At 33.9% G+C, this 26,413-nt stretch carries 32 protein-coding genes; 8 read left to right on the top strand and 24 right to left on the bottom strand.

Annotation, left to right across the window (positions count from 1 at the left end):
• Positions 1–137 precede the first annotated feature (137 nt).
• Positions 138–599, top strand: coding sequence for a DinB family protein (locus AC1Q51_RS01585; protein WP_000498006.1), 462 nt, complete (start codon positions 138–140; stop codon positions 597–599).
• An 8-nt stretch (positions 600–607) separates the two neighbouring features.
• Here AC1Q51_RS01585 and AC1Q51_RS01580 read toward each other — a convergent pair whose 3' ends face one another.
• From AC1Q51_RS01580 to AC1Q51_RS01550, 7 genes are all read right to left on the bottom strand, one after another.
• Positions 608–1,789 carry an MFS transporter gene (locus tag AC1Q51_RS01580; protein ID WP_139213216.1) on the bottom strand — a complete coding sequence of 394 codons (1,182 nt, stop codon included), beginning with the start codon at positions 1,787–1,789 and terminating at the stop codon, positions 608–610.
• A 196-nt stretch (positions 1,790–1,985) separates the two neighbouring features.
• Positions 1,986–2,531, bottom strand: coding sequence for a MarR family winged helix-turn-helix transcriptional regulator (locus AC1Q51_RS01575; protein ID WP_000378333.1), 546 nt, complete (start codon positions 2,529–2,531; stop codon positions 1,986–1,988).
• 149 nt (positions 2,532–2,680) lie between these two features.
• Complete coding sequence (locus AC1Q51_RS01570) at positions 2,681–3,457, bottom strand: Cof-type HAD-IIB family hydrolase (RefSeq protein ID WP_089170859.1); 777 nt, start codon at positions 3,455–3,457, stop codon at positions 2,681–2,683.
• A 6-nt stretch (positions 3,458–3,463) separates the two neighbouring features.
• Positions 3,464–4,054 (bottom strand): histidine phosphatase family protein, encoded by a 591-nt coding sequence (locus AC1Q51_RS01565; protein WP_001166441.1) that lies wholly within the window; start codon positions 4,052–4,054, stop codon positions 3,464–3,466.
• A 90-nt stretch (positions 4,055–4,144) separates the two neighbouring features.
• The gene (gene spoIIP / locus AC1Q51_RS01560; protein ID WP_307838012.1) at positions 4,145–5,350 is read right to left on the bottom strand and encodes a stage II sporulation protein P; all 1,206 of its coding nucleotides are present in this window, start codon (positions 5,348–5,350) and stop codon (positions 4,145–4,147) included.
• A 20-nt stretch (positions 5,351–5,370) separates the two neighbouring features.
• Positions 5,371–6,339: an SPFH domain-containing protein gene (locus AC1Q51_RS01555; protein ID WP_000226254.1), complete on the bottom strand. Its 969-nt coding sequence runs from the start codon at positions 6,337–6,339 to the stop codon at positions 5,371–5,373.
• Positions 6,340–6,341: 2 nt separating this feature from the next.
• Positions 6,342–6,770 (bottom strand): NfeD family protein, encoded by a 429-nt coding sequence (locus AC1Q51_RS01550; RefSeq protein WP_097821820.1) that lies wholly within the window; start codon positions 6,768–6,770, stop codon positions 6,342–6,344.
• A gap of 273 nt (positions 6,771–7,043) precedes the next feature.
• Here AC1Q51_RS01550 and AC1Q51_RS01545 point away from each other — a divergent pair, with 273 nt between their 5' ends.
• Positions 7,044–8,261 (top strand): MFS transporter, encoded by a 1,218-nt coding sequence (locus AC1Q51_RS01545; RefSeq protein ID WP_492331326.1) that lies wholly within the window; start codon positions 7,044–7,046, stop codon positions 8,259–8,261.
• Positions 8,262–8,311: 50 nt separating this feature from the next.
• Here AC1Q51_RS01545 and AC1Q51_RS01540 read toward each other — a convergent pair whose 3' ends face one another.
• From AC1Q51_RS01540 to spoIIP (AC1Q51_RS01520), 5 genes are all read right to left on the bottom strand, one after another.
• Positions 8,312–9,787, bottom strand: a complete 1,476-nt coding sequence (locus AC1Q51_RS01540; RefSeq protein WP_088023984.1) for an amidase family protein — start codon at positions 9,785–9,787, stop codon at positions 8,312–8,314.
• Between the two features lie 180 nt (positions 9,788–9,967).
• Positions 9,968–10,414, bottom strand: a complete 447-nt coding sequence (locus AC1Q51_RS01535; RefSeq protein ID WP_016512975.1) for an NUDIX hydrolase — start codon at positions 10,412–10,414, stop codon at positions 9,968–9,970.
• Between the two features lie 23 nt (positions 10,415–10,437).
• Positions 10,438–11,178 carry a M15 family metallopeptidase gene (locus tag AC1Q51_RS01530; RefSeq protein ID WP_090976264.1) on the bottom strand — a complete coding sequence of 247 codons (741 nt, stop codon included), beginning with the start codon at positions 11,176–11,178 and terminating at the stop codon, positions 10,438–10,440.
• A gap of 11 nt (positions 11,179–11,189) precedes the next feature.
• Entirely contained in the window at positions 11,190–11,687 is a 498-nt protein-coding gene (locus AC1Q51_RS01525) for a GNAT family N-acetyltransferase (RefSeq protein WP_002093964.1), read from the bottom strand.
• 268 nt (positions 11,688–11,955) lie between these two features.
• Positions 11,956–13,110, bottom strand: coding sequence for a stage II sporulation protein P (gene spoIIP / locus AC1Q51_RS01520; RefSeq protein ID WP_001079282.1), 1,155 nt, complete (start codon positions 13,108–13,110; stop codon positions 11,956–11,958).
• An 88-nt stretch (positions 13,111–13,198) separates the two neighbouring features.
• Between spoIIP (AC1Q51_RS01520) and AC1Q51_RS01515 the strand changes: the two genes are divergently transcribed.
• Positions 13,199–13,495 (top strand): hypothetical protein, encoded by a 297-nt coding sequence (locus AC1Q51_RS01515; protein ID WP_090976262.1) that lies wholly within the window; start codon positions 13,199–13,201, stop codon positions 13,493–13,495.
• Positions 13,496–13,499: 4 nt separating this feature from the next.
• The gene (locus AC1Q51_RS01510; protein ID WP_139213215.1) at positions 13,500–13,805 is read left to right on the top strand and encodes a permease; all 306 of its coding nucleotides are present in this window, start codon (positions 13,500–13,502) and stop codon (positions 13,803–13,805) included.
• On the opposite strand, the gene AC1Q51_RS01505 is transcribed toward AC1Q51_RS01510, so the two are convergent.
• From AC1Q51_RS01505 to AC1Q51_RS01480, 6 genes are all read right to left on the bottom strand, one after another.
• Entirely contained in the window at positions 13,778–14,344 is a 567-nt protein-coding gene (locus AC1Q51_RS01505; protein ID WP_492331325.1) for a DUF1572 domain-containing protein, read from the bottom strand. The two genes, AC1Q51_RS01510 and AC1Q51_RS01505, sit on opposite strands and share 28 nt — an antisense overlap.
• Positions 14,325–14,654: a chaperone CsaA gene (gene csaA, locus AC1Q51_RS01500; protein WP_001263018.1), complete on the bottom strand. Its 330-nt coding sequence runs from the start codon at positions 14,652–14,654 to the stop codon at positions 14,325–14,327. Before csaA ends, AC1Q51_RS01505 begins: the two co-directional genes overlap by 20 nt.
• 65 nt (positions 14,655–14,719) lie before the next feature.
• Positions 14,720–16,057, bottom strand: coding sequence for a branched-chain amino acid transport system II carrier protein BrnQ4 (gene brnQ4 / locus AC1Q51_RS01495; RefSeq protein WP_011110049.1), 1,338 nt, complete (start codon positions 16,055–16,057; stop codon positions 14,720–14,722).
• Between the two features lie 455 nt (positions 16,058–16,512).
• On the bottom strand, positions 16,513–17,160 hold the full coding sequence (cbpA, locus tag AC1Q51_RS01490; RefSeq protein ID WP_001220528.1) for a cyclic di-AMP binding protein CbpA: 648 nt from the start codon (positions 17,158–17,160) through the stop codon (positions 16,513–16,515).
• Positions 17,161–17,336: 176 nt separating this feature from the next.
• Complete coding sequence (locus tag AC1Q51_RS01485; RefSeq protein WP_003270331.1) at positions 17,337–17,981, bottom strand: HXXEE domain-containing protein; 645 nt, start codon at positions 17,979–17,981, stop codon at positions 17,337–17,339.
• 8 nt (positions 17,982–17,989) lie between these two features.
• Positions 17,990–18,577 (bottom strand): TetR/AcrR family transcriptional regulator, encoded by a 588-nt coding sequence (locus AC1Q51_RS01480; RefSeq protein WP_089170849.1) that lies wholly within the window; start codon positions 18,575–18,577, stop codon positions 17,990–17,992.
• A 266-nt stretch (positions 18,578–18,843) separates the two neighbouring features.
• On the opposite strand from AC1Q51_RS01480, the gene AC1Q51_RS01475 reads away from it, so the two are divergent.
• The 3 genes from AC1Q51_RS01475 (at position 18,844) to AC1Q51_RS01465 (ending at position 21,712) form a co-directional block, all read left to right on the top strand.
• Positions 18,844–19,713: a hypothetical protein gene (locus tag AC1Q51_RS01475; RefSeq protein WP_090976258.1), complete on the top strand. Its 870-nt coding sequence runs from the start codon at positions 18,844–18,846 to the stop codon at positions 19,711–19,713.
• A 207-nt stretch (positions 19,714–19,920) separates the two neighbouring features.
• Positions 19,921–21,228 carry a hemolysin family protein gene (locus tag AC1Q51_RS01470; RefSeq protein WP_016081950.1) on the top strand — a complete coding sequence of 436 codons (1,308 nt, stop codon included), beginning with the start codon at positions 19,921–19,923 and terminating at the stop codon, positions 21,226–21,228.
• 1 nt (position 21,229) lies between these two features.
• Complete coding sequence (locus tag AC1Q51_RS01465; RefSeq protein WP_053564685.1) at positions 21,230–21,712, top strand: DUF456 domain-containing protein; 483 nt, start codon at positions 21,230–21,232, stop codon at positions 21,710–21,712.
• A 24-nt stretch (positions 21,713–21,736) separates the two neighbouring features.
• Here the strand turns inward: AC1Q51_RS01465 and AC1Q51_RS01460 are convergent, their stop codons facing one another.
• The 4 genes from AC1Q51_RS01460 to cls all read right to left on the bottom strand — a co-directional run bounded on the left by AC1Q51_RS01460 (position 21,737) and on the right by cls (position 24,543).
• On the bottom strand, positions 21,737–22,360 hold the full coding sequence (locus tag AC1Q51_RS01460; protein WP_053564686.1) for an NAD(P)-dependent oxidoreductase: 624 nt from the start codon (positions 22,358–22,360) through the stop codon (positions 21,737–21,739).
• A gap of 101 nt (positions 22,361–22,461) precedes the next feature.
• Positions 22,462–22,641, bottom strand: a complete 180-nt coding sequence (locus AC1Q51_RS01455) for a hypothetical protein (protein ID WP_001045960.1) — start codon at positions 22,639–22,641, stop codon at positions 22,462–22,464.
• Positions 22,642–22,868: 227 nt separating this feature from the next.
• Positions 22,869–23,327 carry a spore coat protein gene (locus AC1Q51_RS01450; RefSeq protein ID WP_000340543.1) on the bottom strand — a complete coding sequence of 153 codons (459 nt, stop codon included), beginning with the start codon at positions 23,325–23,327 and terminating at the stop codon, positions 22,869–22,871.
• 31 nt (positions 23,328–23,358) lie between these two features.
• Positions 23,359–24,543 carry a cardiolipin synthase gene (gene cls, locus AC1Q51_RS01445; RefSeq protein ID WP_016512978.1) on the bottom strand — a complete coding sequence of 395 codons (1,185 nt, stop codon included), beginning with the start codon at positions 24,541–24,543 and terminating at the stop codon, positions 23,359–23,361.
• Positions 24,544–24,703: 160 nt separating this feature from the next.
• Between cls and AC1Q51_RS01440 the strand changes: the two genes are divergently transcribed.
• Positions 24,704–24,790, top strand: coding sequence for a YjcZ family sporulation protein (locus tag AC1Q51_RS01440; RefSeq protein WP_000505094.1), 87 nt, complete (start codon positions 24,704–24,706; stop codon positions 24,788–24,790).
• 126 nt (positions 24,791–24,916) lie between these two features.
• Here the strand turns inward: AC1Q51_RS01440 and AC1Q51_RS01435 are convergent, their stop codons facing one another.
• Together AC1Q51_RS01435 and AC1Q51_RS01430 are read right to left on the bottom strand one after the other, a co-directional pair.
• Positions 24,917–25,423, bottom strand: coding sequence for an acyl-CoA thioesterase (locus tag AC1Q51_RS01435; protein WP_053564687.1), 507 nt, complete (start codon positions 25,421–25,423; stop codon positions 24,917–24,919).
• 119 nt (positions 25,424–25,542) lie between these two features.
• The gene (locus tag AC1Q51_RS01430; RefSeq protein WP_000488059.1) at positions 25,543–26,412 is read right to left on the bottom strand and encodes a TIGR03943 family putative permease subunit; all 870 of its coding nucleotides are present in this window, start codon (positions 26,410–26,412) and stop codon (positions 25,543–25,545) included.
• Position 26,413: the final 1 nt, after the last annotated feature.

Genomic DNA, 26,413 nt, shown 5'->3' with positions numbered 1-26,413 from the left:
TCTATTTCACGTTTCATATGACCTTTTACAATATAATACTTTTCATTATGCTAGTCAAACTACTAGAATTTTCGGAATTTTGAGTATGATATAATATCCTCAAGAAACTATTATATACGGAGACGAGGAGAATTACAATGTTTGTTCAATCTGCATTACATCAACTAAAAGTTGCTATTGATACTTCTATTTATATGCTTAACCAATATAGTGAAAACGATTTAAAAATACAACCGATTCACTCAAAACGATCATTATTTGAAATGTGTACACATCTTTCTCTTATTTGTCATGCTGATTTGCTCATTTTAAATGGTATTCCAGAAAAAGAATTACATACCTTTTATATAGAACATACGCCCGTAACAGTTGCTCAAATGCAACAAACGATGATTGAAGGATACAACCTTCTCTCCAAAACATTTCTTTCCTACTCCCAAATAGAATTAGCAGAAGTTATGACTGCCTATTGGGGTATTTCTTATTCGCGCTTTGAATGGTTACTTGAAATCGTTGCACACTTTTATCATCATCGTGGACAAATTCATCTTTTATTATGTGAGCATATGAAAGATCCTCGCATTCCTTTATTTGAGTGATTTTCCACTTATTCATTAATTATAAATAGAGAAGCTACAAAACCAATAAAAAGTAGCATTCCTAATAAAATAAATGTTTGAGCATACCCTCCTATTTTCATTAGATAAATAGAAATGATAGGTCCTATACTAGTACCTAAAAATAAAATAAAAGTATAAATAGATACTGCTATTCCCCTCGCTTTCCCTCCTAATTGACCTACAAGAGAAACTAAAGACGGAACGGATATAGCAATACCTATTACAAAACAGACACTCATCATTACAAGTAGAGATAGATACGAAACAAAGCCCATTGAACTTAGACTAAAAATAGCGATCAACAATCCTCCCTGAAGAACTTTTCTTACTTCAAACCTCTTCGTTAAACGACCTGCAAGCGGTGATAGCAACATACCAAATAGCCCCGCTAAGCGAAAATAAAGAATTTGTTCTGCAGTTAAATTGTAAGTAGGAGAGCTCAAATAATTCCCTAAAACAGTATATATATTAACAAAAGCCATTAATAAAACAAATGCAATTATATAGCTTAATACTAAGCTTTTATTTGTAAAAACTTTACCCATCTGTTTAATTGGCCCCAAAATATCAGTATAGGATTGAGACGTCTCTCCTTTCGGAAGAGAATAATAAACCCATATAGCAGTACTTATATAGACAATGCTAAGAAGAAAGAAAACCATATGCCATCCAAAATGCTGACTAACAGCAGTACTTATTACCTGCCCTACAATTCCAGCTACTAAAAAACCAGTACTAACAAATCCTATTGTTGTAACCCTTCTTTCTACTGGGAACATTTCTACAACGTAGGCTAGTGCTACTGGAGAAAATGTAGCTGCTGCTATCCCTTGTATACCTCTAAAAATAACAAGCCAAAATAAACTATCTACAAACCCTAAGCAAAAAGAAACAATCGACAGTGCAAGCAATCCAATAAAAATCACTTTTTTTCGTCCATATTTATCAGAAATTGCCCCAAATAACAAACACCCTATAGCAAAGCCAACAGAAAATATACTTCCTGTAGCTGCCGATTGTGCTAATGACGTATTAAAAATGTTTGAAAATAGAGAGATTAAAGGTATTGTTACATATAGGCTAGACATAACTACCATACCCGACCAACATAATACTGCTGTCATTATTGTATAATTCTTTTCACTATTTACTTCCTTTCCTATTTCCATCATAAACTCTCCCCCTTATTACGATTTGTTTTTATTAGTTTAAACTCTCTAAATTACTAAAATAGCATTCCTTTAACTCTTATTTATTTTAATTACATAGCAAAAATTATCACCGTCCATAAAGTTAGTTAAGCATATAATAAGGTAAGCTAATTATATGTCCAAATAAATAAGTTGATCTTCATAATCAACTTATTTACCTACCTTCTCCTAATTTCACCTGCATAGTTGTTTGCATTTTATTTAATAGCTTTTCTAAAACTTGACGCTCTTCTTGATTAAAGCCATCAACTAACGAAGCGCAAGATAACCAAAAAGTTGGTAAAGAATGTGTAACTAGTTCTTTTCCTTTCGGAGTAATTTTCACCTTTAATCTTCTTCGATCTTCAGAATGGTGGAATCTTACGATTAACTCTCGTTTCTCCATCCAATCTAATAAGCCAGTGACAGAAGCACGTGTAATCCCTAATCGACTCGCAATATCCGAAGGACTCATGTTCACCTCTTCCCCATTCGCTTCCATTTCACGCAAAATAAACAATAGTAAAAAATCTAATTTACTCTCTGAAATACCAAGCGGAGCTAAATCTACGTCAACCGCATCAAGAACATTATCAGACGTCCATAACATTAACAAACCAAGTTTTGCTGCAATTGGATCCGTTTCCGCTGATGCTGTCTTTTTGATTAACTCTGCGTACGGCTCAATCCCTAAAGGAAGAGAATCTTTTCTTGAATCCATTCATCTTCACTCTCCTTTCTCATTAAATAATTAGCTTACCTAATTACTTTCTCATTATACTCATATTTTTCCTTTTATTGCAAGCACATTGTTGAACAAAAAAATCCCATTATTAAAACAGGATTTTTCACACTGACTAGCTATCAGTTTTAAATAATGTGCAACTTCTTTAAGGCATAAGAAATTCCGCCTTCACTCGCCTTCGTTGTAACGAAATCAGCCCTTCTCTTCAACTCCTCTCCACCATTTCCCATCGCAACTCCTAATCCTACATACTGCAACATCTCAATATCATTTCCACCATCACCAAAAGCAATGGCTTCTGATTTACTAATATTTAAATGTTCCAATACTTTTTGAATTGCAGTTAGCTTCGATACTTTACTATCTTCCAATACATTCATAACGTAACCATGAAAACGGTCAAACGTAAGTGCTGGATATCTTTCAATGAATTTTTGAGCTTCTGCTTCATCAGCATACAGACATATGCAATACATCTCATCTGACAAGTTTTTAACTTTGTCAGGATACCGCTCTAAATTTAAAGTTTCATTTAACGCTCGTATGACACGTTCATCTTTGGAGGCAATATCATTCATTGCAAATTCTTCTGTAAAGTAAGAAACACTGTGACCATGTAATTCAGCAAAAATTGAAATATCATGAACGATTTCGCTTGAAAGTACTGATTTATGTATAACTTTTTCCCCACATTTTATATGTGCACCATTTGCAGAAATATACGTTTTTATGCCTAGCCCCTTAAATTGTGAGCATAAACTATATGGTCTCCCTGTTGTAACAACTACGTGAATCCCCTTATCTATTAATCTTTGTACCGCTTCTTTTGTACTTTCGTGCATACTTCTATCAATCTCGCTTAAAAGCGTACCGTCAACATCAAAAAATGCAACTTTGTACATAAGTCTTTACATCCCGTCCAAATGATTCGTATCATTAATGAAATGCACCGTTTTTTGTTCACCCTCAATTTCAATTAAACTTATTCCCGTATCTCCCATTTTGAAATAGTAGTCCATTGAAATTGGCATTTTGAAAAATGCACGTAATAGACTATTAATTACGCCTCCATGGGCAACAATTGCAATTCGATCATATGTATTCTCTGTCATAATTTTAGAAAAAATCCCTTCTATTCTCATTCGGAACTCAATAAATGACTCTCCGTTTTCAAAACGGTCATGAAGAAACTTTGGCTCTGGATATTTCTTTGCTTCTTCAAATGATAAACCAGCTTGTATTCCATTATTAAACTCCATTAATTCCTCTTCTAATTGAATTGGACAACCAATTGCTTCTGCTAATGTTTCACCCGTTTCGCGAGCGCGTTTTAATGTGCTTGCCCAAATGAAATCTGGTGCAAAATCTTTTTTCACTTTCTGTACAAGTCTTTGTACTTGTCGTCTCCCTTTGTCAGTCAACTCAAAATCAGCTCGTCCTTCATGCACATGTAAAATATCAGCTTCTGATTCTCCGTGGCGTATTAGTAGTATTTGCATGTTTCTCTCTCCCCCTTTATTTAACATTCACAAAATTCTATTATATCACATTTTAAGATTTCAAAATAAAAAGGAACGGTCTCCCGTCCCTCATCCATTCACTTTTTCCGCATCATTCCAATAATATTTACTAAACGCTTCTGTTAACACATCAATTGTGTTATATAATTCATCTAACGTATTATCAACACCACCAACTTCAATTAACATCGCATTTTTCGATAGATCTTGGTTATAAACGCCATTTCCATCTTTTTTATACTTCGGAAAAATCCCTCTACTTAATCCGTAATAGTTTTCATCTAAATAACTATTGATCGCTCTTGCAATTTTTTCATTTTCAGCACGGCCTTCATTTTCCATCCCAATAATAAAATATAATCTTGCATACGATTTTCCATTAATTACTTTTGTTGTTACTTTCTTACGCTGATCATCACGATGTATATCAATCGGAAACGCAATTTTATTATTTTGTGCTAATGCTCCTTTTACATATTCATGAGATGCTTTATATGACTGATACCATACCCACTTTTTACTCGCTAATAAATCACCCATATTCGTTTTATCGTGAATTACTGGAATTCCTTGCCCCTCAAGTTGTTCCTTCATACGTTTTCCTAGTAAGGACACATTTACATCTGGGCTAGATGGATCAGTTGCCCCTGGTAATAATGGAAAGAAGGATTCCCAGCTATGTGTATGATAAATATATACTGCACTTTCACCTTTTTTCGCTCCGTTCTTTTTCTGAACCGGATTATTCTTTTCCGCTTCTGTAACTTTATCTTTTGCTACTTCCCGTTCTTTCGTTACTTCTTCAATCGGTACACTAGATTCATTTGGGATATTCGTCAAGTTTGTCCCTTCCCCAGCTACGATAATATTAGAATAATACTTTGACATACCAGGTACTTCTTTACCGACGAATGTTCTTAAATCTTTAATTTTCAAATCTGTCGCAATAGAGAACATTAAATTCCCAACTGACTCTCTTTTATTCTGCTTAAAATAATCAAATCCGTAATAGTGATTCTCACTTTCTATCATTTGAACAAAACCTTGCATCGATACTTTTCCAAACCATTGATTTGCATAATTCGATTTCATTGTATGTAAAAGTGACGTCAAAATCGACGCTATTATAATTACTATTAGCGCATATAAAAGGAGTAACGAAATTAATTTCTTCCCATGTATTCGAGTTGCATACTTTTTCACTGCATCACCTTCTTTATACATGGATATGTACAAGCTTTTCGGAATATACGCACAAAAAAAGAGAAATGGCATCCCATTTCTCTTCCTCACTTTTATTGTTCTTTTCCTGTATCATTTGAAGGTAGTTTCTTCGCTTGTTTTTCTTTAAATATTTCTCCAATTGCCCCAAGAGTACCAAGTGTTTCAATTGCATTAGACGGAATAAAGACTTTATTTGCTGGTCCTTTTGCAACTTCAGCTAATGATTCGAATGATTTGTAAGCAAGTATGCGCTCATCCAAATTCGCTTCACGAAGCAATTCAATACGGTTTTGTTCTGCTTTTGCGATTTCTTCAATTGCTCGCGCTTCCCCTTGTGCCTCTAATTCTTTTGCTTCTCTTATACCTTCAGCTTCGCGAATACGCGCTTCTTTATCCCCTTCAGCCATCAAGATTTTACTTTGCTTTTCCCCTTCAGCACGAAGAACTTTATCTTGTTTTGCTGCTTCAGCTTCTAAAATAATTGCACGTTTATTACGCTCAGCCTTCATTTGTTTTTCCATTGATGCTTGCACATCTTTTGGCGGGTTAATATCAACAACTTCGACACGTTCAATACGTACGCCCCATTTTTCTGTTGCTTCATCAAGCGCTAAGCGGATTTCTGTTGAAATTTTTTCACGACCAGATAACGTTTCATCCAGTTCCATTTTACCGATAATTTGACGCATCGTTGCTGAAGTAATATTACGAACACCATATTCATAGTTTGAAATACCATATGTCGCAAGTTCTGGTTCAACAATTTGATAGAAAATAATTGTATCTATTTCTACTTGAACATTATCTTTCGTAATTACTTTTTGCGGTGGTACATTCGTTTGTTGAATACGTAAGTCGTGATATACACGAACACGATCTACAATTGGGATTAAAATATTTAATCCTGGGTGCATGATACGTTGAAACTTACCAAATCTTTCAACAACCCCAACTTTTTGCTGAGGAATAATTTTAATTGTTAATGCGATAAATGTAACTACAATTAGTGCGAATATAATCGTTAACGTTAATGCTACCATATTTATTCACTCTCCTTTTTTACTTGTAATATAGTACTATGCCTCTTTATAACAACGACTTTTTCTCCAGCATCAATTGAAGAATCTGCAATAGCTGTCCAAGTATCTCCATCCACCTTTACAATACCATTCGCTTCTTTTGTAATCGCTTGCATAACAATCCCTTTTTTACCAACAAGCATATCTACTGTATCCGTAAAACCTTTTGCTTCTCGAAAGTTTTTTGAAATTCTTTTCGTAAAGAATGTCAAAGTTAAACTTACAATTGCGCCAACAGTAACTTGTAACAGTAGTGCATCAGGAGCAAACAAAGCAATAAGACCTCCGACAACAGCTCCAATTCCAAGCCAAAGCATGTAAAATGTAATCGACAACATTTCTGCAATAAATAAAATACCAGCTATTATAAACCAAATTACCCAAGCAGCCATATGCAACCCTCACTTTCTTTCTCATTTTCTATATGTATATGAAGAAAAGAATGGTTTATCCGCCCTTTCTTACACTTGGGCGTTTGCTACAAGCTATTGTACATACTCACTGTTACAATGATTATTAATATAATACTATATTAATATATTCTTCATTATACATGAAAATTCCTTTCAAAAAGTGACAAAAAATTAAATTCTTTAAAAATTTCATTTTTTAAATTACAATTATTCTAATTACTAAATACTATTTTTATAGAGGTGTTATTCTTATTGAGAAACCTGTCACTAACCTACTACTTAGGTTCCAAAACATGCATTACTCTCGCTGACATCGTATATGTAATGATTATTACAACTCATATTTATATAGCAACTAAATCAGCTACTATTACTGCTCTTTTTCCATTATTACAAGTTATCACAAATCTAATTGCTAACATCTTTGCACCACTAATAATAAATCGTTTTCCGTCTTATACGTTGTTATATACGCTACAATGGCTAAAAACAGTCTTTTTACTATTATTAATGATTTTGTTTCCGGTCTTATCCACAAACATTATAGCTCTATTAACTTTTATTTTTTTCATTTCATTATGTAGTGGATGGAGCGCTCCATTACTATACAGCATTCTTCCGCGCCTTACACCGAAAGAAAAATTAGTAAAAGTAAATAGTATCTTTTCCTTTTCAACACAAATTGCGCAAGCCGCCGCTTATTCATTTACGAGTGTTATCGTTCTTCTCATTGGCGCTACATCTACACTCATGATTAATAACATGTTAATGATTTTTGGATGTATTGCATTACACTTTTCATTACGTACCATACATACTGAACGAATAGCAGATCCTCCCTCTTCAAAAAGTACTGCTTTATCGGAAGGTTGGAAACTCTTATTTCAAAATCCTTCTCTCCGTACCGTTACATATATGGACTTAATTGAAACTTTCGCCGGGACAATATGGATTGGTGCTATTACGATGGCATATGTTACGACTATTCTTCATAAAGGCGAAGAATGGTGGGGATATATTAATACAAGTTATTATGTTGGCACGTTAATCGGTGGTCTATTAGCATGGAAAATGAGTTCCTATATTCAAAACAATTTAATGCGATCTATGTCGATTGGCTCTCTTATATTTAGCATTCTTACATTTTTATATGGTATGACGAGCAGCGGATTTATTGCGCTTTTTCTATGTGTTCTAATGGGACCATGTTATCAAATTAGAGATATTTCTCAAACGACTGTTTTACAATCAAGTGTCACCCCTTCTTTATTATCAAAAATGTATACAGCACATGGCGCCCTTCTTTCAACAGCTTCTGGTCTTTCTATGCTTAGCGTTGGCATTATTACTGATATGTTCGGTGTTCGTACAATTTATATCATCGCATCTATTCTTATTTTATGTTCCGCTTGTTTATCTTTTAGTTTATTAAAATATCATAAAACAGAGCAGAACGATATTTCACTTTAATCACTAAAACAAAAAGGACAGGCATTCCCTGTCCTTTTTATTTATTCTATTCATGACAAGTTTGGGATTTTTCTATGTTTTGTCGCCTGTTCAAAAGCGTAAGCTAGCTTAATTAACATCCCTTCACTAAAGGCAGTACTTGCAATCGTAATTCCAAAAGGTCTCCCGCTTTCCATATATCCTGCAGGTATTGCTATAGACGGATAACCCGCTTTCGCACATATAGTAGAAGCTATATAGGAAGGAAACAGTATCGCATCAAGATTATATTTTTCCAATGCAAAATCAATGCCTTGTTCTTGTGAAAAATATATATCTTCTAATCTTGCATTTAAATATTCTGGATTTCGTAACGTATTAGGAAAATCTTTTCTTCCCTCTAACTTAGTTTGTCCATATTTTAAAGCTCTTTCTGCTATGTTTTTATTAAACTCCATTAACTCCGAAATAGAATGTACCGGAATAGTAGAAGGTAATTTAGAAAGATAGTTATCTAAACTATGCTTCAGTTCATAAAGCGGCACTCCCCAACTCCATTCTCTATGAAAAGAAGGAATATTAATATTTTCTACTACTGTCGCTCCTTCATTACGTAATACTTGGATCGTTTCCTTAAACAAGATTTCATCATACTCACCATTTTCGTAATAATCTTTTGGTGCATCGTTAAACACACCAATCTTCGCTCCATTTAAGCCATTAACATTAAGATATTTTGTATAATCCTGCTCTGCCCTACCTTCACTTCTATGAGTAGCAACATCTTTCTCATCTACTCCAATTAAACTCCCTAGCAAAATAGCAGCATCTGTTACCGTTCTAGCAAATGGTCCAGCTGTATCTTGCGAATAAGTAAATGGAATAATTCCTCTACGACTAATTAAACCGACAGTCGGTTTAATACCTACTACAGAATTTTGAACAGCGGGGCTCAAAATAGAAGCATCGGTTTCTGTCCCAATAGATACTACTGTAAAGTTAGCGGCAACTGCTATCGCAGATCCTGTACTAGATCCGCCAACAAACATATGGTCCTTGCCCGTTCCGTATGGATTGATTGTTTGACCACCTCTTGCACTATATCCAGCCCACATTTCAAAAGACATTGCATTTGCTAATTCTGTCATATTTGTTTTTCCTATTATTACTGCTCCGGCTTCTCGTAATTTTGTAACGAGAAATGCATCTTCACTGCTTATATTTTGTTCTAGAGCAATCGTACCTGCACTTGTATGCATGGAGTCATTCGTTTCAATATTGTCTTTAAGCAAAACAGGTATACCATGTAATGGACCCCTTATACCTTTTGTCTTTCTTTCATAATCTAACGCTTCTGCAATAAAAATAGCATCTGGATTGATTTCTAAAATAGAATTAATTTCCGGTCCGTCTTGGTCATACTTTGCGATTCTATGAAGATAATACATCACTAATTCCTTTGAAGTTAACTGCCCAGATTCCATTTCGGTTTGTATATCATGAATTGTTAATTCTTTTTTTAATACTGGATTAAACTGAATCTCCATTTATATTCTCCCTTATAGCAACTTTTTTGCGTATAACTCTTACTTTTTCATCTTTTCACCCCAACTATTCCAAACTAATATTCCTTTAAAGAAATTCAATTTATCTATTCAAAAAGCCTTTAATTTCCCAAAAAATAAAAAGAGTCTGAAACGAATGAACTTTCGCTTCAGACTCTTTTATTACTTTACATATATCTCATCCAATAAGTGTAAAAACTCTCCTTGTTTCCCTGCTAATTCAGGGCATTTTGCAATATTAACCCATTCGTAGCTAAACGCTAAACCTTGATCTTTCTCACCAGCACTTACTATATGTTCCCATGTATCTTTTACATCAGTTAGTAAAGTTACATGAAAAAAGTGACGTTTTTCATATTCCTGTTTTTCCTTCACATGTATAATGTAATCTGCTAAAAAACGCTCTATACATAAATGACGTAATCCGGATTCTTCCTGTACTTCACGCAATATAGCCGCTTCTAACGTTTCACCTTCATCAACCGTTCCCCCTGGCACTTGAATACCAGCTTCATGTATATCACGATGTTTAAAAACCAGTAATTGCATAACCCCCTCTTTTTCTCTTGTAATATATGCATGTACTTTTTTCTTATATAACATCGTCATTATACGTCTCTCCCCTCAATCATTTACTCTGTTACTTCTTCAAGCGTCAGTTGATTATCATACAAATATGTAGCTTGTGGATTTCCCACATACCTTACGTGCCATGGTTCATACCGATAGCCCGTAATCGTTTCTTTCGCTTTTGTGTATCGAATCACAAAACCAAATTTATGGGCATTTTCAGAAAGCCACTGACCTTCTTTCGTTTCCCCAAAAAACGTCTCTAACTGAAATTTAGCAGATTGAGACGTAATATCCATAGCTAATCCAGTTTGATGCTCACTTGTGCCAGGAACCGCGCTAGACATTGCTGTTTTTGCTTCCCCATCTTGTTTTTTATACATCGTATTTAATGCTTTTTGTCGATCAAAGGATCTAAATCCAGAAACTGCAAAAAGGAAAATACGCTCGTTGTTAGCTTGCTGGAACATTTCCTCAAGCGCCCTCGCTGCCTCTTTTCTCATCTTTTTCTTTTCTTGATCACCTTCACTAGAGTAGCGCACTTTCGGAATAACTAAATCTGGCGGTCTATAACCATCTGGTAAACGCCTACTTTTATTCACAAGTACAAGCATTGAATTCGGATTATTAATTACCGCAATATCCCCATCCATATTAGCAATCGTTTCTTTCGCTTTTGGAAATATACTATTTACACTTACTTCCCGCGCCTGCTTATCCTTATACATTTTATAATTGATTCCTGCTACTCCAACAATAATTATTGCAGCTACGATACCGAGTAGTGCCCATCTTTTTTTCATATAACGACCTCTTATTTTAATAATTTGGCCATTTCATACTCATCGATGTCCTTTCCATCGATAATAAGAGCAGCTTTTTTGACACCTTCTTTCTCAAATCCAGCTTTTTTATATAGTGCCTGAGCTCTTGTATTGTGGGCCATTACTGTTAATTCTAAACGCCATACATCATGTAATTTTGCCCACTTCTCAACCTCTTTAAACAATCTCGTCCCAATACCTCGCCCGTTATACTCTTGCAAAATACCAATTACAATGCTTGCCACATGCCTCTTTCTTTGAATGTTATTTCCATTCACTAATATAAAACCTATTATTCTCTCATCTTCAACTGCTACAAATATTGTTGCATATTCATTTTCTATAAATCGCTGGATCATTTTTTCTTGTTGCTCAGCTGTAGTTTTCCTTTCTCCTGGTTCATATAACATAAACTTCGTTTCTTCATCTAATTGCTTACTTAATTGCAAAAATGATGCTGCATCTTCTACTTTGATCTCCCTAATCACCTAAATCACCCTATCAATTTCATAATATAAAAATTTTCCTTGTAAAAAGATTTTCTCTGCCATTTCAAAAATCCCTTTCTAATTCTCCTATTATAATTAGACAAATTTCGATATCGCTATAATAATTATTAATCATGTCCATTTTGTGACATCTTGCTATCCACATTTCAAACCAACACAAAAAACGTAAGCATTACACTTACGCTTTTCCAAGATTGAAGTGAGCTAATAATTATCGATAGATACCCTGGCTAATTCAAGTTTCACTTTATCCATTCACTTTTTCTGCCTGCCAAAAATATTCACCAAATGCTTTAGCAAGTGCATCAATTGATCGATTCAATTCTTCCTCCGTATTATCTACACCGCCAACTTCTATTAATATCGCTTGTCCTGATAAATCTTGATTATAGATTCCATTTCCTGTTTGAAAACCTTTTTGAATGACCCCACGACTCACTCCTGGATATTTCTTATTAATCGCCTCATGTAAAGCTGTCGCTAATTGTAAGTTTTTTTCATAATTTTTATTTCCTTTCCCTACTACAAATGCAAGCTTCGCATATGATTTATCTCCAATTGTTTTTGTCGTTACATTCTTTCGAGCACTATCACGATGCAAATCAAAAAAGTATTGAAGATCTTTATTTCCAGCCATAGCTTGCTGCACAATTTCTCGTGACATTTTATACGAACTATTACTGTTTAAACCCTTACTTATTAACTTTTGACCAACATCACTCTTATCGTTAGTAGCTCCAATCCCTTCACCTTCTAGTTGTTCACGGAAACGATCTCCTAATATAGAAATATTCGATACAGAACTCGTTGCTTTATTCGGATTCGGGTCATTCGTTAAGTTAAGTAAAGGTAAATAAGATTCCCAGCTATGTGTATGATAAATAAACGCAACTTGTCTTTTCCCGGTCGTTTGGGACGGCTGTTTTTTCTCTTTATTCGTATCTTGTTTAGGTGCTTGTCCAGTTCCACTAGTCCGTTCTTTCACTACTTCTTCAAGAGGTACACTCGACTCTATCGGTAAGTTAGAATAGTTTGTGCCCTCACCCGCAATAACAATTTCTGTATCGTACTTACCAAACCCGGGTAGCTCTTTCCCGACAAAACTGCGTACATCATTAAAGCGAATATTTGTAGCCATAGAAAAGAGAAAAGAAGAAATTGAAAAATCTTGATTCAACTTTCGATACTCCTGTGTAAAATAATGATTCTCTTTTCCAAGTACATACATGTAACCATTCATCGATAACTCATTTAACCAATTATATAAATACGTTGACTTCGTCTCTTTCATAGAGGTTACCATCATACTAATAAGAAAAAAAGTCGCTAGCACTGTAGTAATAACAAATAAAACTAACTTACGCATACTTGTAAACTTCATAAAAAAAAAGCCCCGATTCATACTATCACCTCTCTATTTCAAGTTATGTACAAGCCCTAGAGAATAGACCGTTAAAATTTCGGCTATATTGTTAATGAGGTGAAATGAATTGAAGCTATTAATAGGAATATTACCAATCGCTCTATCATTCATTTTTTATTTGTCCGCTAAGCATCCAAAAGTCTTTATTGTACTACATATTTCTGCGTACTTGGCACTGTATGTACTCGGTACAATTATTTCCATTAATATATACGATGTTTTAATACAAGATTTAGTTTTCATGACGAGCATTCATGGGATTTTACTGAATCCATTTTTCCTTATTGCAGGAGCGTATATAGGAACATACACGTTGTACCTACTTATGTCTCACATTATTATAAAAATAAAAAATGGAGCGTAATGAAATGCAACCAACATTTATCTGTCATACATGCAAAAAAAGAATTGTGAGAAAGAAAGATCTTATTACCGCCACATGGTACTTCCGCTTTTATTTATTTCACAGTGATTGTTTTAAACGACAGCAAGTGTTCGTCCCACGATTTATCCCTGTGAATACACTTTTCAATTTCTTTCTTATTATGTATGGACTTATTTTTGGCAGCATTCTTATGATTACAGAACCGTCTATTATTTGGCTGATTCTCTTTTTTCCCATTTTTTATCGGTTTCTTTCTTATTATTATGTGGAACGTTTTTTCTCTACATAACGTGCAGACTGACCTCTCGGAATACTTAAACATTCCCACTCATTTTCTTTTAACATCTTCCCAATGTAAATAATCTGACCAATATGCAATGCATAATGGAAAATTTGCCTTTCAATTGCTTGCATGACAGTATGTGCTTCACCGCGAATGTATACCGTCTTCAATAAGTGTTCCGGTGTTAAAGTATTCATCGTATTAAAAACATATTTCCATCCTTCTTGCCAAGCTATAAGGGCTTCTTCTTTTGAATGATAGCATCCCTCAAATTCACCATCTCGATTACGATCTGTTTTTTCACCATCAGACGTTAAAAAATCCGTCCATCTAGAACGCATATTACCGTGCAGATGCTTTATAATAATCGCTATACTATTTGTTTCTTCATGAGAATACCATTGTATTTGTTCATATGATAATTGAGAAAGTGCCCGTTCCCCTTGCTTCTTTGTTGCTTTAAAGTTCGAAATCGCACATTGTAAATATTCTCGTCCGATATCCATATTAGCCCCTACCTTCACCCTAGCTAATTTTCGTTCCATTTGGCAATTCCATATTAGGCTGAAGCAACACAACATCATCAGCTTCAGGAACGCCGCCAAGCACAAGCACTTCTGATTTGAATCCAGCTACACGCTTCGGTGGAAAGTTTACAACCGCAACGATTTGTTGACCGACTAAATCTTCTGGACTGTACCTTTTCGTAATTTGGGCACTTGACTGCTTTATCCCGATTTCTCCAAAATCTATTGCTAGTTTAATCGCTGGTACTCTCGCTTCTTTAAATTCCTCTGCATGTATTACAGTTCCAATTCTCAAATCCAAATTTAAAAAATCTTCAAAATTAGCCATTTATCATTCCCCCCAATTATTACTTAGACAAAATACAAAAATCCCCTTCAAAAAAAGAAAGGTGCCTAAGCACCTTTCTTTTGTAATTCACTTGATTCATTTGATTTATAGAAGAAGAAACCGAGAATCCCGCCAATACATGATGGAATTAACCATCCGATTCCTTCGTTATATAACGGTAACATTTGTAGTACATTAGAAATTGCGTCAATTTTAATTTTCGCACTTTCTAAACCGTTAAAGAAACTAATTAACAATGCACCTAAAATAGCTCCAATATAAATTGTATTACGCTTCCCAATCCACTTATGGAAATACGAAAGTACGATTAATACAATTGCAACTGGATAAATGATCATTAACACAGGTAATGTTACTGCGATTAATTGTGTTAAACCTAGGTTAGATACAATTAAACTAAATACACATACCATTGTTACAATCGTTTTATGCGAAAGTTTTGGGAATAAGTTTGTAAAGAAACCCGCACACGCAGATGTTAACCCAACAGAAGTTGTTAAACAAGCGAGTATAATAACAAGCCCTAATAAAATTTTACCACTCGTCCCATATAGCTCATTTACAACATTCGTTAAAATAAGACCACCGTTTTCTGAAATACCAAGTGATGTACTTGTTGAACCAAGATAAGCAAGTGATAAATAAATTAACGTTAAACCAAGTACAGCAATAATACCTGATACGACTGTTATTTTTGCAATTTGACTACTCTCTTTTATCCCTTTAGAGCGGATAACTTGTACAACGACAATCCCAAATACGAGAGCACTAATTGCATCCATCGTTAAATATCCTTGAATAAATCCACCAAAGAAAGCATTTTCTTTGTAAGCAGCTAACGGCGCAGCTGGCTCTCCAATTGGATCAATAATTGCCTTTCCGACAATAACAGCGACAATTAATACTAATAATGGTGTAAGAAACTTTCCAAACCAATCCACTAATTTAGATGGATTTAATGATAAATACCACGTTATTCCGAAGAAAACTATCGTGAAAAGAAATAGCATGTACCACTCTGAAACCATTGCCTCTGATAAAAACGGCTTCATACCCATTTCAAACGAAACAGCTCCAGTACGAGGAATCGCGAAAAATGGTCCAATTGCTAAATAACTAATCAATGGGAAAATAAACGCAAATATAGGGTGGACTCTAGAAGATAGCGCTTTCAAGTCCCCCTCTACAAACGCGACAGCTGTTACAGCTAGTAGGGGTAATCCGACTCCCGTTACAAGGAATCCTATTGTAGCAATCCAAACATTCTCTCCTGCTTGTTGACCTAAAACTGGCGGGAAAATTAAATTTCCTGCTCCTAAAAATAATGCAAATAGCATTAAACCAATTGCTACCGTATCACCTGGCCTTAAACGTCCCTTCATGCTCTTCATTTGCATAGCATTTTTTCATTGTTTATCTCTATATTTTACAATATGCTATGCATCCTCCTCTCTGCTCAAGATGATAAAATATGCCCCTTACAAAGCAGTGTCTTTCTCCATAATTTCTCCATTCCCCTTATTTTTACTCTAATCATTAATACAATTGTTATTTTTGAATTTTGAGTTTTTTGAATTTTTAAATCATTAGAGTGTTATTACGTGGAGTATAGTTGTCAGACCTCTTTGTTTTTATCACACATATAGTAACATATTTAGTTGCAAAATAAAAACATATTTTCAAATTGATTTTTTTGAAAATCGAAATTATCTACATTTTTTATTCTCTTACACAAATATTGTTATAATCTCACCTATTATCTTGTCGTTATTTTAAAATAACTTTATACACGTAACATAACAAAAGCCATCCAAGATAATTAGATGGCTTTTGTATGTTACTCTATCGTTTCAACTTCACGTGGATTTTTCATCTCTTCCACATATACAACTCTAAATCCGTGATCTTCTAAATCTTTCAATAATGTCTCTAATTCACCGTCGTTAAACTCTTCTCCTAATGTAAACATAATTCTACGAACTAATAAGGCATCATTATCAAAAGTCATCAAACTTTGAATACCAGTGTATTTCTTTAAAACTGTCGATAACTTTTGGATTGCTCCATTATAGTCTTGCGTTCCAATCATGACAGAGTATTTACTAGAGTGAACGCCCCAAGCATCCTCTAATAACTCAAAAACTTTTTTATGCGTTAAAATTCCAAGGAAAACCCCTTTTTCGTCAACTACTGATAAATAAGGCAATTTTTTTATTGTAAAAAATACTTTAAAGAAAGAAGAATCTTCTCTCACAAATCCCTCTTTATCGTTTAATAATTGCATTACACTCTCGTCAAGTGATCCTTTATATTCTAAAATATCTACTTTATATATATTCCCTAAAAATTTCTCTTTTTTTTCATCTAAAACTGGTACACAACGATACCCCGTTTTATTTAAATGCTCTAACGCTTCCCCTATCGTAATCGAACTTGAGCACAGTAAAACTTCCCTTTTTGGCACGTAATTCCCTTTAATCCTCATAAAAAGCCTCCTTATGTTAAAATACTTTCTGTGCCATAACTATATTATATTTTCAGAAAAAAATAAATAATTTATTTTATTTTTCTGAAAATTATTCATTTTCTTGTCATAATTTATTCATGAATCCTTCACTTGCACTTTCTTCCGCATCCAAAACCCTCCCTCTGAATTCTGAATCACTTCAATGTATCATTGTACGGACCTAATTGTTTTTTAGAAAAGTAATAATTTGTCTCCTTACTTTTCATTAACATATTTCCTTTTATAATTAAAAAATAGGTAGCTATTAGAAAGTAGATCACCCCAAATAACCAATCCAAATTTGTAGCCAGATTGTGTAAAAGAATATACCTCATATATACATAACCAATTGGAACATGTAGTAATACAACCGCACCTAATCCCGGATTATATATTGTTTTAGCTTTTATATTCGCAAAAATACCATGCCATATGAATTGAAAAAATCCCATTAAAATAGGTGCCAACCCAAGCCATATTATATTTTGAAAAAAAACCGGGAGTAAATAAAAAACATACGCAATCAAAATATTTATTACCATAGCAGATTGCGTATTTAATGGATAGCGGTCTGGTATATCACTTTTAAATATAACTACATTAAACAGACCAGCAAAATAACCTGGCCAACGATACTCTTCAAATTGATGCACTAAAATGGCCACAAAACTTAACCCTAACAGTACTTTTATTTCACTCATTTCTCCCAAATTCGCGACTAAAGAAACAACGACAATAATAGCGACAACTAACCCTATATCACACCAATGCTTTCTAAAGAAACTAGCCACCTCTATCACCCACTATCTCAATTTTTATAAAAATAGCGTTCAAATAGGAAATCAATCTGTTTTTCTACAGATGGTACTTTTATATCTGCCCCTGATTCGAGAATTGGCATCATTAATGTGGGAAGAAAAATGGATCCAAATATTTGCACCGTCATCATCATTAAAATTTCCCGATCCGTTTCATTTGTTATCTCGCTCAAAATATTCTTCACTTTACTGAAACCTAGCCTCTTCAAAAAATCCCCATATTCGTATTGAGATGTAAATACCGTAGTTCCCATTGCAATAATCTTCCTAACTAACTCCGGATATTGCCGAATTACTAGTACATAATCCAATAAAAATATTTTTAATCTTTCTTTTGCTGGCACTGTAATATTATCTAAAATAGAAAAAGTGCCTTGAAAGCTAATTAATAAAACTCTAATCGTCTCACTAATTAACTTTTCTTTTGAACCAAAATGGTAATTTACTAGCGCTATATTTATATCTGACAATGCTGCAATTTTTCTTATCGTTACCTTTTCAAAACCTTCTTTTTTAATTAATTCCAATGTTGTATTTAAAATCTTTTTTTTCGTTGATACGTTTTCATTCCCTCCCAATTTATCTCCCCCTCTAGAATGTATCAGTTAAACAACGATTTAAACATCGTTTAATTTTATGGTATCACTTTCCAATTTTAAAAATCTATTTAATCCTTTCGACATTTCCCTACATTCTCTTCATTCCACACAAAAAATAGATTTCTAAATACAATTTAAAATTATCCATATGCCCATACATGAAGAAAAATATATTGTAACTTGCTCCAAAAACGGCTAAAATAAGAATAAGAATTTTCTGAATATTCTAAGAGTAGGTGGTTTATATGTCCTTATTACGCTCACATATATGTAAATTTATAATTGGTGTTATTGTTATTTTTGCCATAAGTCCTATTCCAGCTCTTTTTATTACACACAATTACTCTTATCAAAATGGATTTATTAGCATTTTTCAAAACTTCGCACAGCTTTCTTCTATATCAATTCCAAAGGTTGATTGGATGCATGAATCTATCTTTTTCTCAGCAAATCAAATGATACATACTTCTAATCATTCAACACCATTATTCCCTTACATATGGGAAATATATTTTATATCGATTGTTCGTTTTACTTTTACCCTTGCGATCGGATTTTTCATAAGTTTGGGTATCGGCCATTTATTTTTCAAAGTACCTAACTCGTTTAAAAAGTTTACTACTGTATTGAATTGGATACCTTACTCTGTTTGCACTGTAGTATTACAATGTTCAGTCTTATTACTACTCCTATACGTCGCACAATTTATAAACCTTCCTTACTACTCATCTTTTATCATCGTATGTAGTACTTCCATGATTATCGTTATGCAAGCAGTAAAAAAATGGATTCCTTTCTTGAAAAACACAAATGAATATGAAATAAAACATGATTCTTTTCTTGTGGATACATTGTTTTTGGCGCTTACTTCGAACCATAAATCAATTTTAGGTTCCATCATTCTTTCATTCGTTTTTATGGAATGCGTTTTTCATGCAAGTGGACTGTTACAATTTATCGTTCAATTTGGCGGAAATTCACCCATAATTGTTACAATCGGCTTATTACTACTCTATATCCCATATAGCATACTTTCTTTCCTTCAAACACTATGGACCACAAACTACTCCAAGCAACAGTCATACACTTTAACGAGAAGTGTTCCAAAACCTTAATTGAAATAACCCTCTATAATCTAAAAGTAGGGGGTTATTCCTTTTGTATAGCGGACAAAATAACAGCAAATTCAAAAACTATTACAGAAACATACCAATATTTGCCCTTTTCCTTTGACTATTCTTTTCATTTGGATTTATTATAAAAGTATAACATAATTGCAGGAGGTGACATCTTTATTCCAAACCTTGGAATGGAGAACACACTTGGACATATTAAATATTTTTCTCATCTTTGTACTTATTCTTATTTCTGGCTTTTTCGTTGCATCAGAATTCGCTGTTGTAAAAGTACGAAAAAGTCGAATTGACCAACTTGCAAATGAAGGTAATAAACAAGCTTTAGCTGCAAGAAGCGTCCTATCTAATTTAGATGTTTATTTATCAGCTTGTCAGCTCGGGATTACGATCACTTCTTTAGGGCTTGGTTGGCTTGGTGAACCGACTGTGGAACATATACTACGACCGCTCTTTGAAAAAATTAATATTACTGGAACAATGGCTAACACTTTATCTTTTGTTATTGCTTTTAGTGTTATTACATTTTTCCACGTTGTATTAGGTGAGTTAGTTCCAAAGTCTTTCGCAATTCAAAAAGCAGAAGCAATCACACTCAAATTTGCAAAACCTCTTATTTTATTTGATAAAATTATGTATCCATTTATTTGGTTACTCAATAGTGCAGCTATATTTTTCACAAAACTACTCGGATTAGAACCTGCCAAAGAAAATGAACTTGCTCATTCTGAAGAGGAATTGCGACTCATTTTAGGTGAAAGTTTTAAAAGCGGTGAAATAAACCAAACCGAATATAAATATGTAAATAACATTTTTGAATTTGATGATCGAGTTGCGAAAGAAATAATGGTTCCTCGTACCGAAATGATTTGCTTATCTACTGAAAATACGTTAGAAGAAAATATGGATATCGTCGCAACTGAAAAATATACACGCTATCCAATCATTGAAAAAGATAAAGATGATATCATCGGGATGATTAATACGAAAGAAGTATTCCATGATCAAACGAAAGGTATTTATAAACCACTTGAATCTTATATACATCCTGTTTTAACAGTATTTGAAACAGTTCCAATTCGTAAAACGTTAGTCCATCTTCAAAAAAATCGCGTTCAGATGGCAATCGTTATGGATGAATATGGTGGCACTGCCGGACTTTTAACGATGGAAGATATTCTTGAAGAAATCATTGGAGAAATTCAAGATGAATTCGATGCGGATGAATCACCTATGATTGAAAAGCGTACACCTAAGCTTACTGTTTTAGATGGAAAGGTGCTCATTTCTGAAGTAAATGATATGTTTGGCCTACATATTGATGATAGTGATTTAGATACAATTGGAGGATGGCTTCTCTCTCAAGCAGTTGACTTAAATATTGAAGCTGGTTATTCCATTGAATATGCTGGTTTTCAATTTAAAGTATTAGAACTTGATGGACATCAAGTCAAAAAAGTTGCTGTACATAAACTAGATATTAAAAAGGAGCTATAAAGTGACTGTTTTATTAACAATTTGTATCATTGCCTGTTTCCTTGTTTCATTTCTCGCCTTTATTTATCCCATTATCCCTGGCATATTTGCTGTCTGGGCTGGATATTTAATTTACCATTTCGGTATAAATGGAGGAGAATTAACAACTTCTTTTTGGATTATTCAAGTCATTTTCACTCTTTTCATTTTCGTTGCTGATTTTATTGCAAATGGATATTTCTTAAAAAAATACGGTAGTTCTAAATGGGGCGAACGTGTCGGAATGATTTCTATCATTGTCGGATCGTTCTTCTTCCCACCATTCGGACTTATTATCATACCGTTTTTATCAGTATTTATAACAGAACTAGTGCATAAAAAAGCGCCAAAAGATGCCTTTCTAGTTGGAGTCGCTACTGTAGTTGGTTTTTTAAGCAGTACAGTAGCGAAAGCAATTCTCCAAATCATTATGATTGTCATCTTCTTGTGTTATATCATATTTTAACCATCCCGACTTCGGGATGGTTTTTTAATATGCAATACCTACTCGACTATTTTCATATATGTTTTTCTTACATAGATCCCATGCAAAGTGTGCTGTATCACCCACTGTAATTTTTGATCCACCTTCTGGCAATATATCTTTTTCAGTTCGATATACCTCTGTCGCCTCACCGTCTATTAAATGTGTCGGACAAACAACTGTCCAACATAAATTATTACTATTACTTAGTACCTTATATGCAGCCAAATGATCTTCTGCTGCTGTTGTCGTTTTCCTTTTTGATTCCGTTGATTGAAAACGATATAAATTTAGATCCGTTCTTGCTTGTAAAATACCCGCCGTTCCTATTGTTATGATCTTATGAACCCCTTCTTCTTCCATTTGCTTAATAATTTGTGGCATACTCTTCGCTAATGTTCCATTTTGATCCGTTCCAAGTGCACTAATTACTATATCGCTTCCTTCTATCGCTTTTTTTATATCATTTTCGTTCAATACATTACCTTCTATCACTCGTAACCTTTCATGTTGTATTTCTATTCTATTAAAATCACGCGCTAATGCAGTCACTTCAGCTGAATCCTTTAATGCTAAATTAATTATGTTTGAACCTACTCGTCCTGTTGCTCCCAATATACATACTTTCATTTGTTTTCCCCCTCTTTCATTCTCTTTCTATTTTTCAATAATATCAATCAATTTACAACAAAAAAGCTTCCTCATATATGAGAGGAAGCTTTATTATTACTTTATTTTTTCTCTTTAGAATCAGTAGACTTCTCGGTTCCGCTTGTTTCTTTATCCTTTTTATCCTCTTGTTGTGTTGTTGTGTCGTCTTCTTTCTTCTTGTCTTCACCTTTACTACAACCTACCATTAATAAAGAACTTGCAAGTGCCATAGCAGTTAATGATTTAACCCATTTGTTCATTTGCGTTTCCTCCCTGTGATAGAATATGTACAACCTCATATTACTCTCTATTTTTAAAGGAGAGATTGAAAAACAGTAAATATACGGTAAATTTTTGTAAATATTCCGATAACAAAAACTAATTTAAATTTACATATTTCATTTCCAATCGATACACAATAAAACTAATTTTTTTCTCTAAATGGACATAAAAAAAACTAAGGCGCATACCATTCCGCCTTAGTTTCTCATGCAAACTTTTCATTTTCATATAGATGTGTAATCTTATATTCCTTCTTCATAACATATTGCCACACACTATAAGCGTAACGGTTCATTTTCAGGAAACAATTTTCCAAAAATGAGCGGAACTCCGGATTAGCAACTTCCACTGCAACTTGAGCAAACTTTAGAGCTAATCGTTTTAAGTGCGCAATATAACATGTTGCAATATGAATATCCCCTGTATATTTACTAACTGTTTCCTTTTCCATTTCATGCAAACCAAACTCCGTTGTTTCACAGGTTATATGTTGCACATTCTCTCCTTCTTGAAAATTTACTTGTTCATTATATGCTTGTAACATATATGGTAAATGGTGCTGTAATAGATTTTTTAATTCTTCGTCTCTGACCTTTCCAGCATACTCTCCAACCTTGTATATTAGCATATAACTATATCTCATTAACTCTTTCATACAATCCATGAAAGTGCCTCCCTTCTCTAGGGTCTATATGTTATAAATATGATGCTAAAACATTTGCTATTCTTGCTAAAAACCAATCCCATCTACTAATTTTCTCAAAATCTTCTTCAGAAAATCGTTTTGATTTATGAAAGTCTACCTTTAATCGACTCCATACTTCATCAACAACTGTTTTATCATATATGATACAGTTAGACTCACAATTTAAATAAAAACTTCTATTATCAAAATTCGCTGTCCCAATATCAACAATTTCTCCATCAATGATTGTTACTTTCCCATGAAAAAATCCATTTCGATATTGATAAATCTCCGCTCCAGCATGTAACATATCTTTCAAATATGGATAGGCAGCTTGTTTTAACAATATGGCATCACTTTTAAATGGCACGAGAATTTTCACATTAACACCACGATTTAATGCAGCTTTTAGCTCTTTCACCATTTCTTTACTTGGTACAAAATATGGTGTAGCGATAATTAAAGACTTTTTAGCCTTTTTTAAAAGTGCCCCATACTTTTCCCATAAGCCTTTTCCATTTGAAAATAAATATTGATATTTTACATTCCCTAATGTCGGTATACTTTCATGTATAGGCATTTTTTCTCCTGTATCTTCTTTCCAATCTTCGGCGAACTTTCTTTCCATATCCGCTGCACCCTCACCATGGATGCGCACGTGATAATCACGCCATGGCCCAAACTTCGGATCTTGTCCAAGGTACTCCTTTCCGATATTAAAACCACCGACGTATGATACCTTTCCATCTATCGTAACAATACGTCTATGATTTCGTTGATGCAAAGAATAGAAAACATTTTTCAGTTTCGGTTTTTTACTAAATGTAAACTTCACACCGTTTTCCTTTAATCGGCTAATTACCTTTTTCTTCAGCTTATATCCACCTATCCGATCGACTGACAATTTCACTTCTACTCCACTAGATGCTTTTTTCTCTAATAACTGTAAAAACTCTTCGCTTATTTCATCTTTTCCTACAATATAAAAATGGATATATATATACTTTTCTGCTTCGTTTATATCCTCAAATAATTTTCTATATAACTCTTCACCGTTCGTATATAGTTGAAATTCACCTAATCGAACTTGTCCTAATTCATATTCACTAGCCATTTCCTTCCCCATTTCCACATCGATGTTCATCCAAATGAATACACCTATTAAACAAAGGATTATAGCGAAAAAGTGCTTCATGGATAAATTCCTTTCTCCACTTACTGTTATTTCTATATCTTCCCTTTTTTATTACATTATCATTCAAGAAAATATGTCATTGCATGATATATGTCCATATCAAACAATAGCTCATTTGCATATTGTATGTTGTATCTTAAAATAAAAGGAGGAAATAACAATGGGCTTCGCACATGGTAATGGATTTGCGCTATTAGTCGTATTATTTATCCTCTTAATCATCGTCGGTGCTGCTTGCTTCTGCTAAGTAGCTACTGTCATATGATATGTGGATGAAAAAACTATAAAAGCGGACACCTATTTTTAGGTGTCCGCTTTTCATTTTAAAACCATTTCCGCCTGCTATTGTAACTTAAATGGCTAAACATTTATCTCAAAAGGTTAACAATGTAGCTACTTTCTTACTCTCTGCCTTACGTATATGACGCTGCTCTGCACGTAACACTGCAATACGATGTAATTCTTTCTCTTCTTCTGTTTCAGGGATAACACGCGGTACTGGAACTGGATTATTTCCCTTACTAAGTGCAACAAAAGTAACGAATGACGTTGCCGCTATACGCTTCTCACCTGAAATTAAATCTTCAGCCACTACCTTCACAAACACTTCCATCGAAGTTCTTCCCGTCCAAATTACGAAAGATTCATAACTAACACAATCTGAAGAACGAACAGGATGTAAGAAATCAACCCAGTCCATAGATGCTGTGACACATTCCTTTCTCGAGTGTCTGGATGCTGAAATAGAAGCAACCATATCCATCTCCGCTAATATCTTCCCACCAAATAGCGTGTTATGATCATTTAAATCTGTTGGGAATACCCGGCTCGTTTTGAACACCCTTGACTCATTGGCTGTTTTCCCCTTTACTTCTGTCATTGTTATCACCCCTTTAATGATCTATCCCTAATATTTCAATAATCCCTATACCAAATGAACTACACATTTAATATTAGCAACATTCAGAACTTTTAGTCCACAAAAAAGAACCGATTTTATCAATCGGCTCCTCTAAATACATATTGTTCTTTCGGCTGTTCAACTTTATTCCATTTTGTTACTTCTAATACAGGAATATTCGCATGAAACGGCTGATAAAACTCAGTAGTTATCTCTCCTTCTACTTGAATCCAGTCATCATTATTCCACTCTACGCCTTCTGGTTTTTTCACTAACATACCATATACACCAGAATCCGCTACACAGTGTATAATACCGAAACGGAATAAGAAATATTGTTCTTTTTTAGAAGAATCATCTCTAAAAACAAACCCTTTAAAAGATAATTTTTTCCCAGTAAACTCGCCAGGATAATTATAAATTGTTTCCATACCCTTTAGGAAGTCTTCATCTTTCAAATTAATATTGTCTTTCGTAACAAACTCTTTCTTCCCTTTTTCCATTACACCGCGGTATCCTTCTTTCCCGTAATAAATGCTCGTATCAGGTCTTAGAAATTGTCTTGTCATAAATGGATCCTTACTTTCTGCTTGTGCAACAGGAAAATGAAATCCTTTCGCCTTAACAATATCTGAATCTAACGTTGCAATCGGGAAAAATAAGCCTGAGATAATTGGAAAACAAAACAAGGAGTACGAAAATGCTTTTTTCCACCATGTATTCTCATCTTTTGAATGATCATGTCCGCAATGGCTATGGTCACAACTGCAATCATTTTTCTCTTTTTCCTTTTGGTGCTCTTTTTGGAAAACGACGATAATTTGTACAATCGTTAAGAAACCTAAAATAATTGCTGCTGTTGTTGATAAATAGGCATACTTCATATTGATATACTTCGTAATGTTACCGGAAATATGAAGCTGCGCAATTAATATTGTAAAACCTAATAATATATATGCTCGAAACATA

This window comes from Bacillus sp. MT94 (assembly GCF_058792475.1).
Note: the sequence above shows the minus strand (reverse complement) of the source record. Positions and strands in the feature narration are given on the sequence as shown.

What these genes read in the sequence shown, in the direction of transcription:
- AC1Q51_RS01585 (WP_000498006.1), top strand. Translation starts at nt 138, where the DNA reads ATGTTTGTTCAATCTGCATTACATCAACTAAAAGTTGCTATTGATACT.
- AC1Q51_RS01580 (WP_139213216.1), bottom strand. Translation starts at nt 1,789, where the DNA reads ATGGAAATAGGAAAGGAAGTAAATAGTGAAAAGAATTATACAATAATG.
- AC1Q51_RS01575 (WP_000378333.1), bottom strand. Translation starts at nt 2,531, where the DNA reads ATGGATTCAAGAAAAGATTCTCTTCCTTTAGGGATTGAGCCGTACGCA.
- AC1Q51_RS01570 (WP_089170859.1), bottom strand. Translation starts at nt 3,457, where the DNA reads ATGTACAAAGTTGCATTTTTTGATGTTGACGGTACGCTTTTAAGCGAG.
- AC1Q51_RS01565 (WP_001166441.1), bottom strand. Translation starts at nt 4,054, where the DNA reads ATGCAAATACTACTAATACGCCACGGAGAATCAGAAGCTGATATTTTA.
- spoIIP (WP_307838012.1), bottom strand. Translation starts at nt 5,350, where the DNA reads ATGCCATTTCTCTTTTTTTGTGCGTATATTCCGAAAAGCTTGTACATA.
- AC1Q51_RS01555 (WP_000226254.1), bottom strand. Translation starts at nt 6,339, where the DNA reads ATGGTAGCATTAACGTTAACGATTATATTCGCACTAATTGTAGTTACA.
- AC1Q51_RS01550 (WP_097821820.1), bottom strand. Translation starts at nt 6,770, where the DNA reads ATGGCTGCTTGGGTAATTTGGTTTATAATAGCTGGTATTTTATTTATT.
- AC1Q51_RS01540 (WP_088023984.1), bottom strand. Translation starts at nt 9,787, where the DNA reads ATGGAGATTCAGTTTAATCCAGTATTAAAAAAAGAATTAACAATTCAT.
- AC1Q51_RS01535 (WP_016512975.1), bottom strand. Translation starts at nt 10,414, where the DNA reads ATGACGATGTTATATAAGAAAAAAGTACATGCATATATTACAAGAGAA.
- AC1Q51_RS01530 (WP_090976264.1), bottom strand. Translation starts at nt 11,178, where the DNA reads ATGAAAAAAAGATGGGCACTACTCGGTATCGTAGCTGCAATAATTATT.
- spoIIP (WP_001079282.1), bottom strand. Translation starts at nt 13,110, where the DNA reads ATGAATCGGGGCTTTTTTTTTATGAAGTTTACAAGTATGCGTAAGTTA.
- AC1Q51_RS01510 (WP_139213215.1), top strand. Translation starts at nt 13,500, where the DNA reads ATGCAACCAACATTTATCTGTCATACATGCAAAAAAAGAATTGTGAGA.
- AC1Q51_RS01505 (WP_492331325.1), bottom strand. Translation starts at nt 14,344, where the DNA reads ATGGAACGAAAATTAGCTAGGGTGAAGGTAGGGGCTAATATGGATATC.
- csaA (WP_001263018.1), bottom strand. Translation starts at nt 14,654, where the DNA reads ATGGCTAATTTTGAAGATTTTTTAAATTTGGATTTGAGAATTGGAACT.
- brnQ4 (WP_011110049.1), bottom strand. Translation starts at nt 16,057, where the DNA reads ATGAAGGGACGTTTAAGGCCAGGTGATACGGTAGCAATTGGTTTAATG.
- cbpA (WP_001220528.1), bottom strand. Translation starts at nt 17,160, where the DNA reads ATGAGGATTAAAGGGAATTACGTGCCAAAAAGGGAAGTTTTACTGTGC.
- AC1Q51_RS01475 (WP_090976258.1), top strand. Translation starts at nt 18,844, where the DNA reads ATGTCCTTATTACGCTCACATATATGTAAATTTATAATTGGTGTTATT.
- AC1Q51_RS01460 (WP_053564686.1), bottom strand. Translation starts at nt 22,360, where the DNA reads ATGAAAGTATGTATATTGGGAGCAACAGGACGAGTAGGTTCAAACATA.
- AC1Q51_RS01455 (WP_001045960.1), bottom strand. Translation starts at nt 22,641, where the DNA reads ATGAACAAATGGGTTAAATCATTAACTGCTATGGCACTTGCAAGTTCT.
- AC1Q51_RS01450 (WP_000340543.1), bottom strand. Translation starts at nt 23,327, where the DNA reads ATGGATTGTATGAAAGAGTTAATGAGATATAGTTATATGCTAATATAC.
- cls (WP_016512978.1), bottom strand. Translation starts at nt 24,543, where the DNA reads ATGAAGCACTTTTTCGCTATAATCCTTTGTTTAATAGGTGTATTCATT.
- AC1Q51_RS01440 (WP_000505094.1), top strand. Translation starts at nt 24,704, where the DNA reads ATGGGCTTCGCACATGGTAATGGATTTGCGCTATTAGTCGTATTATTT.
- AC1Q51_RS01435 (WP_053564687.1), bottom strand. Translation starts at nt 25,423, where the DNA reads ATGACAGAAGTAAAGGGGAAAACAGCCAATGAGTCAAGGGTGTTCAAA.
- AC1Q51_RS01430 (WP_000488059.1), bottom strand. Translation starts at nt 26,412, where the DNA reads ATGTTTCGAGCATATATATTATTAGGTTTTACAATATTAATTGCGCAG.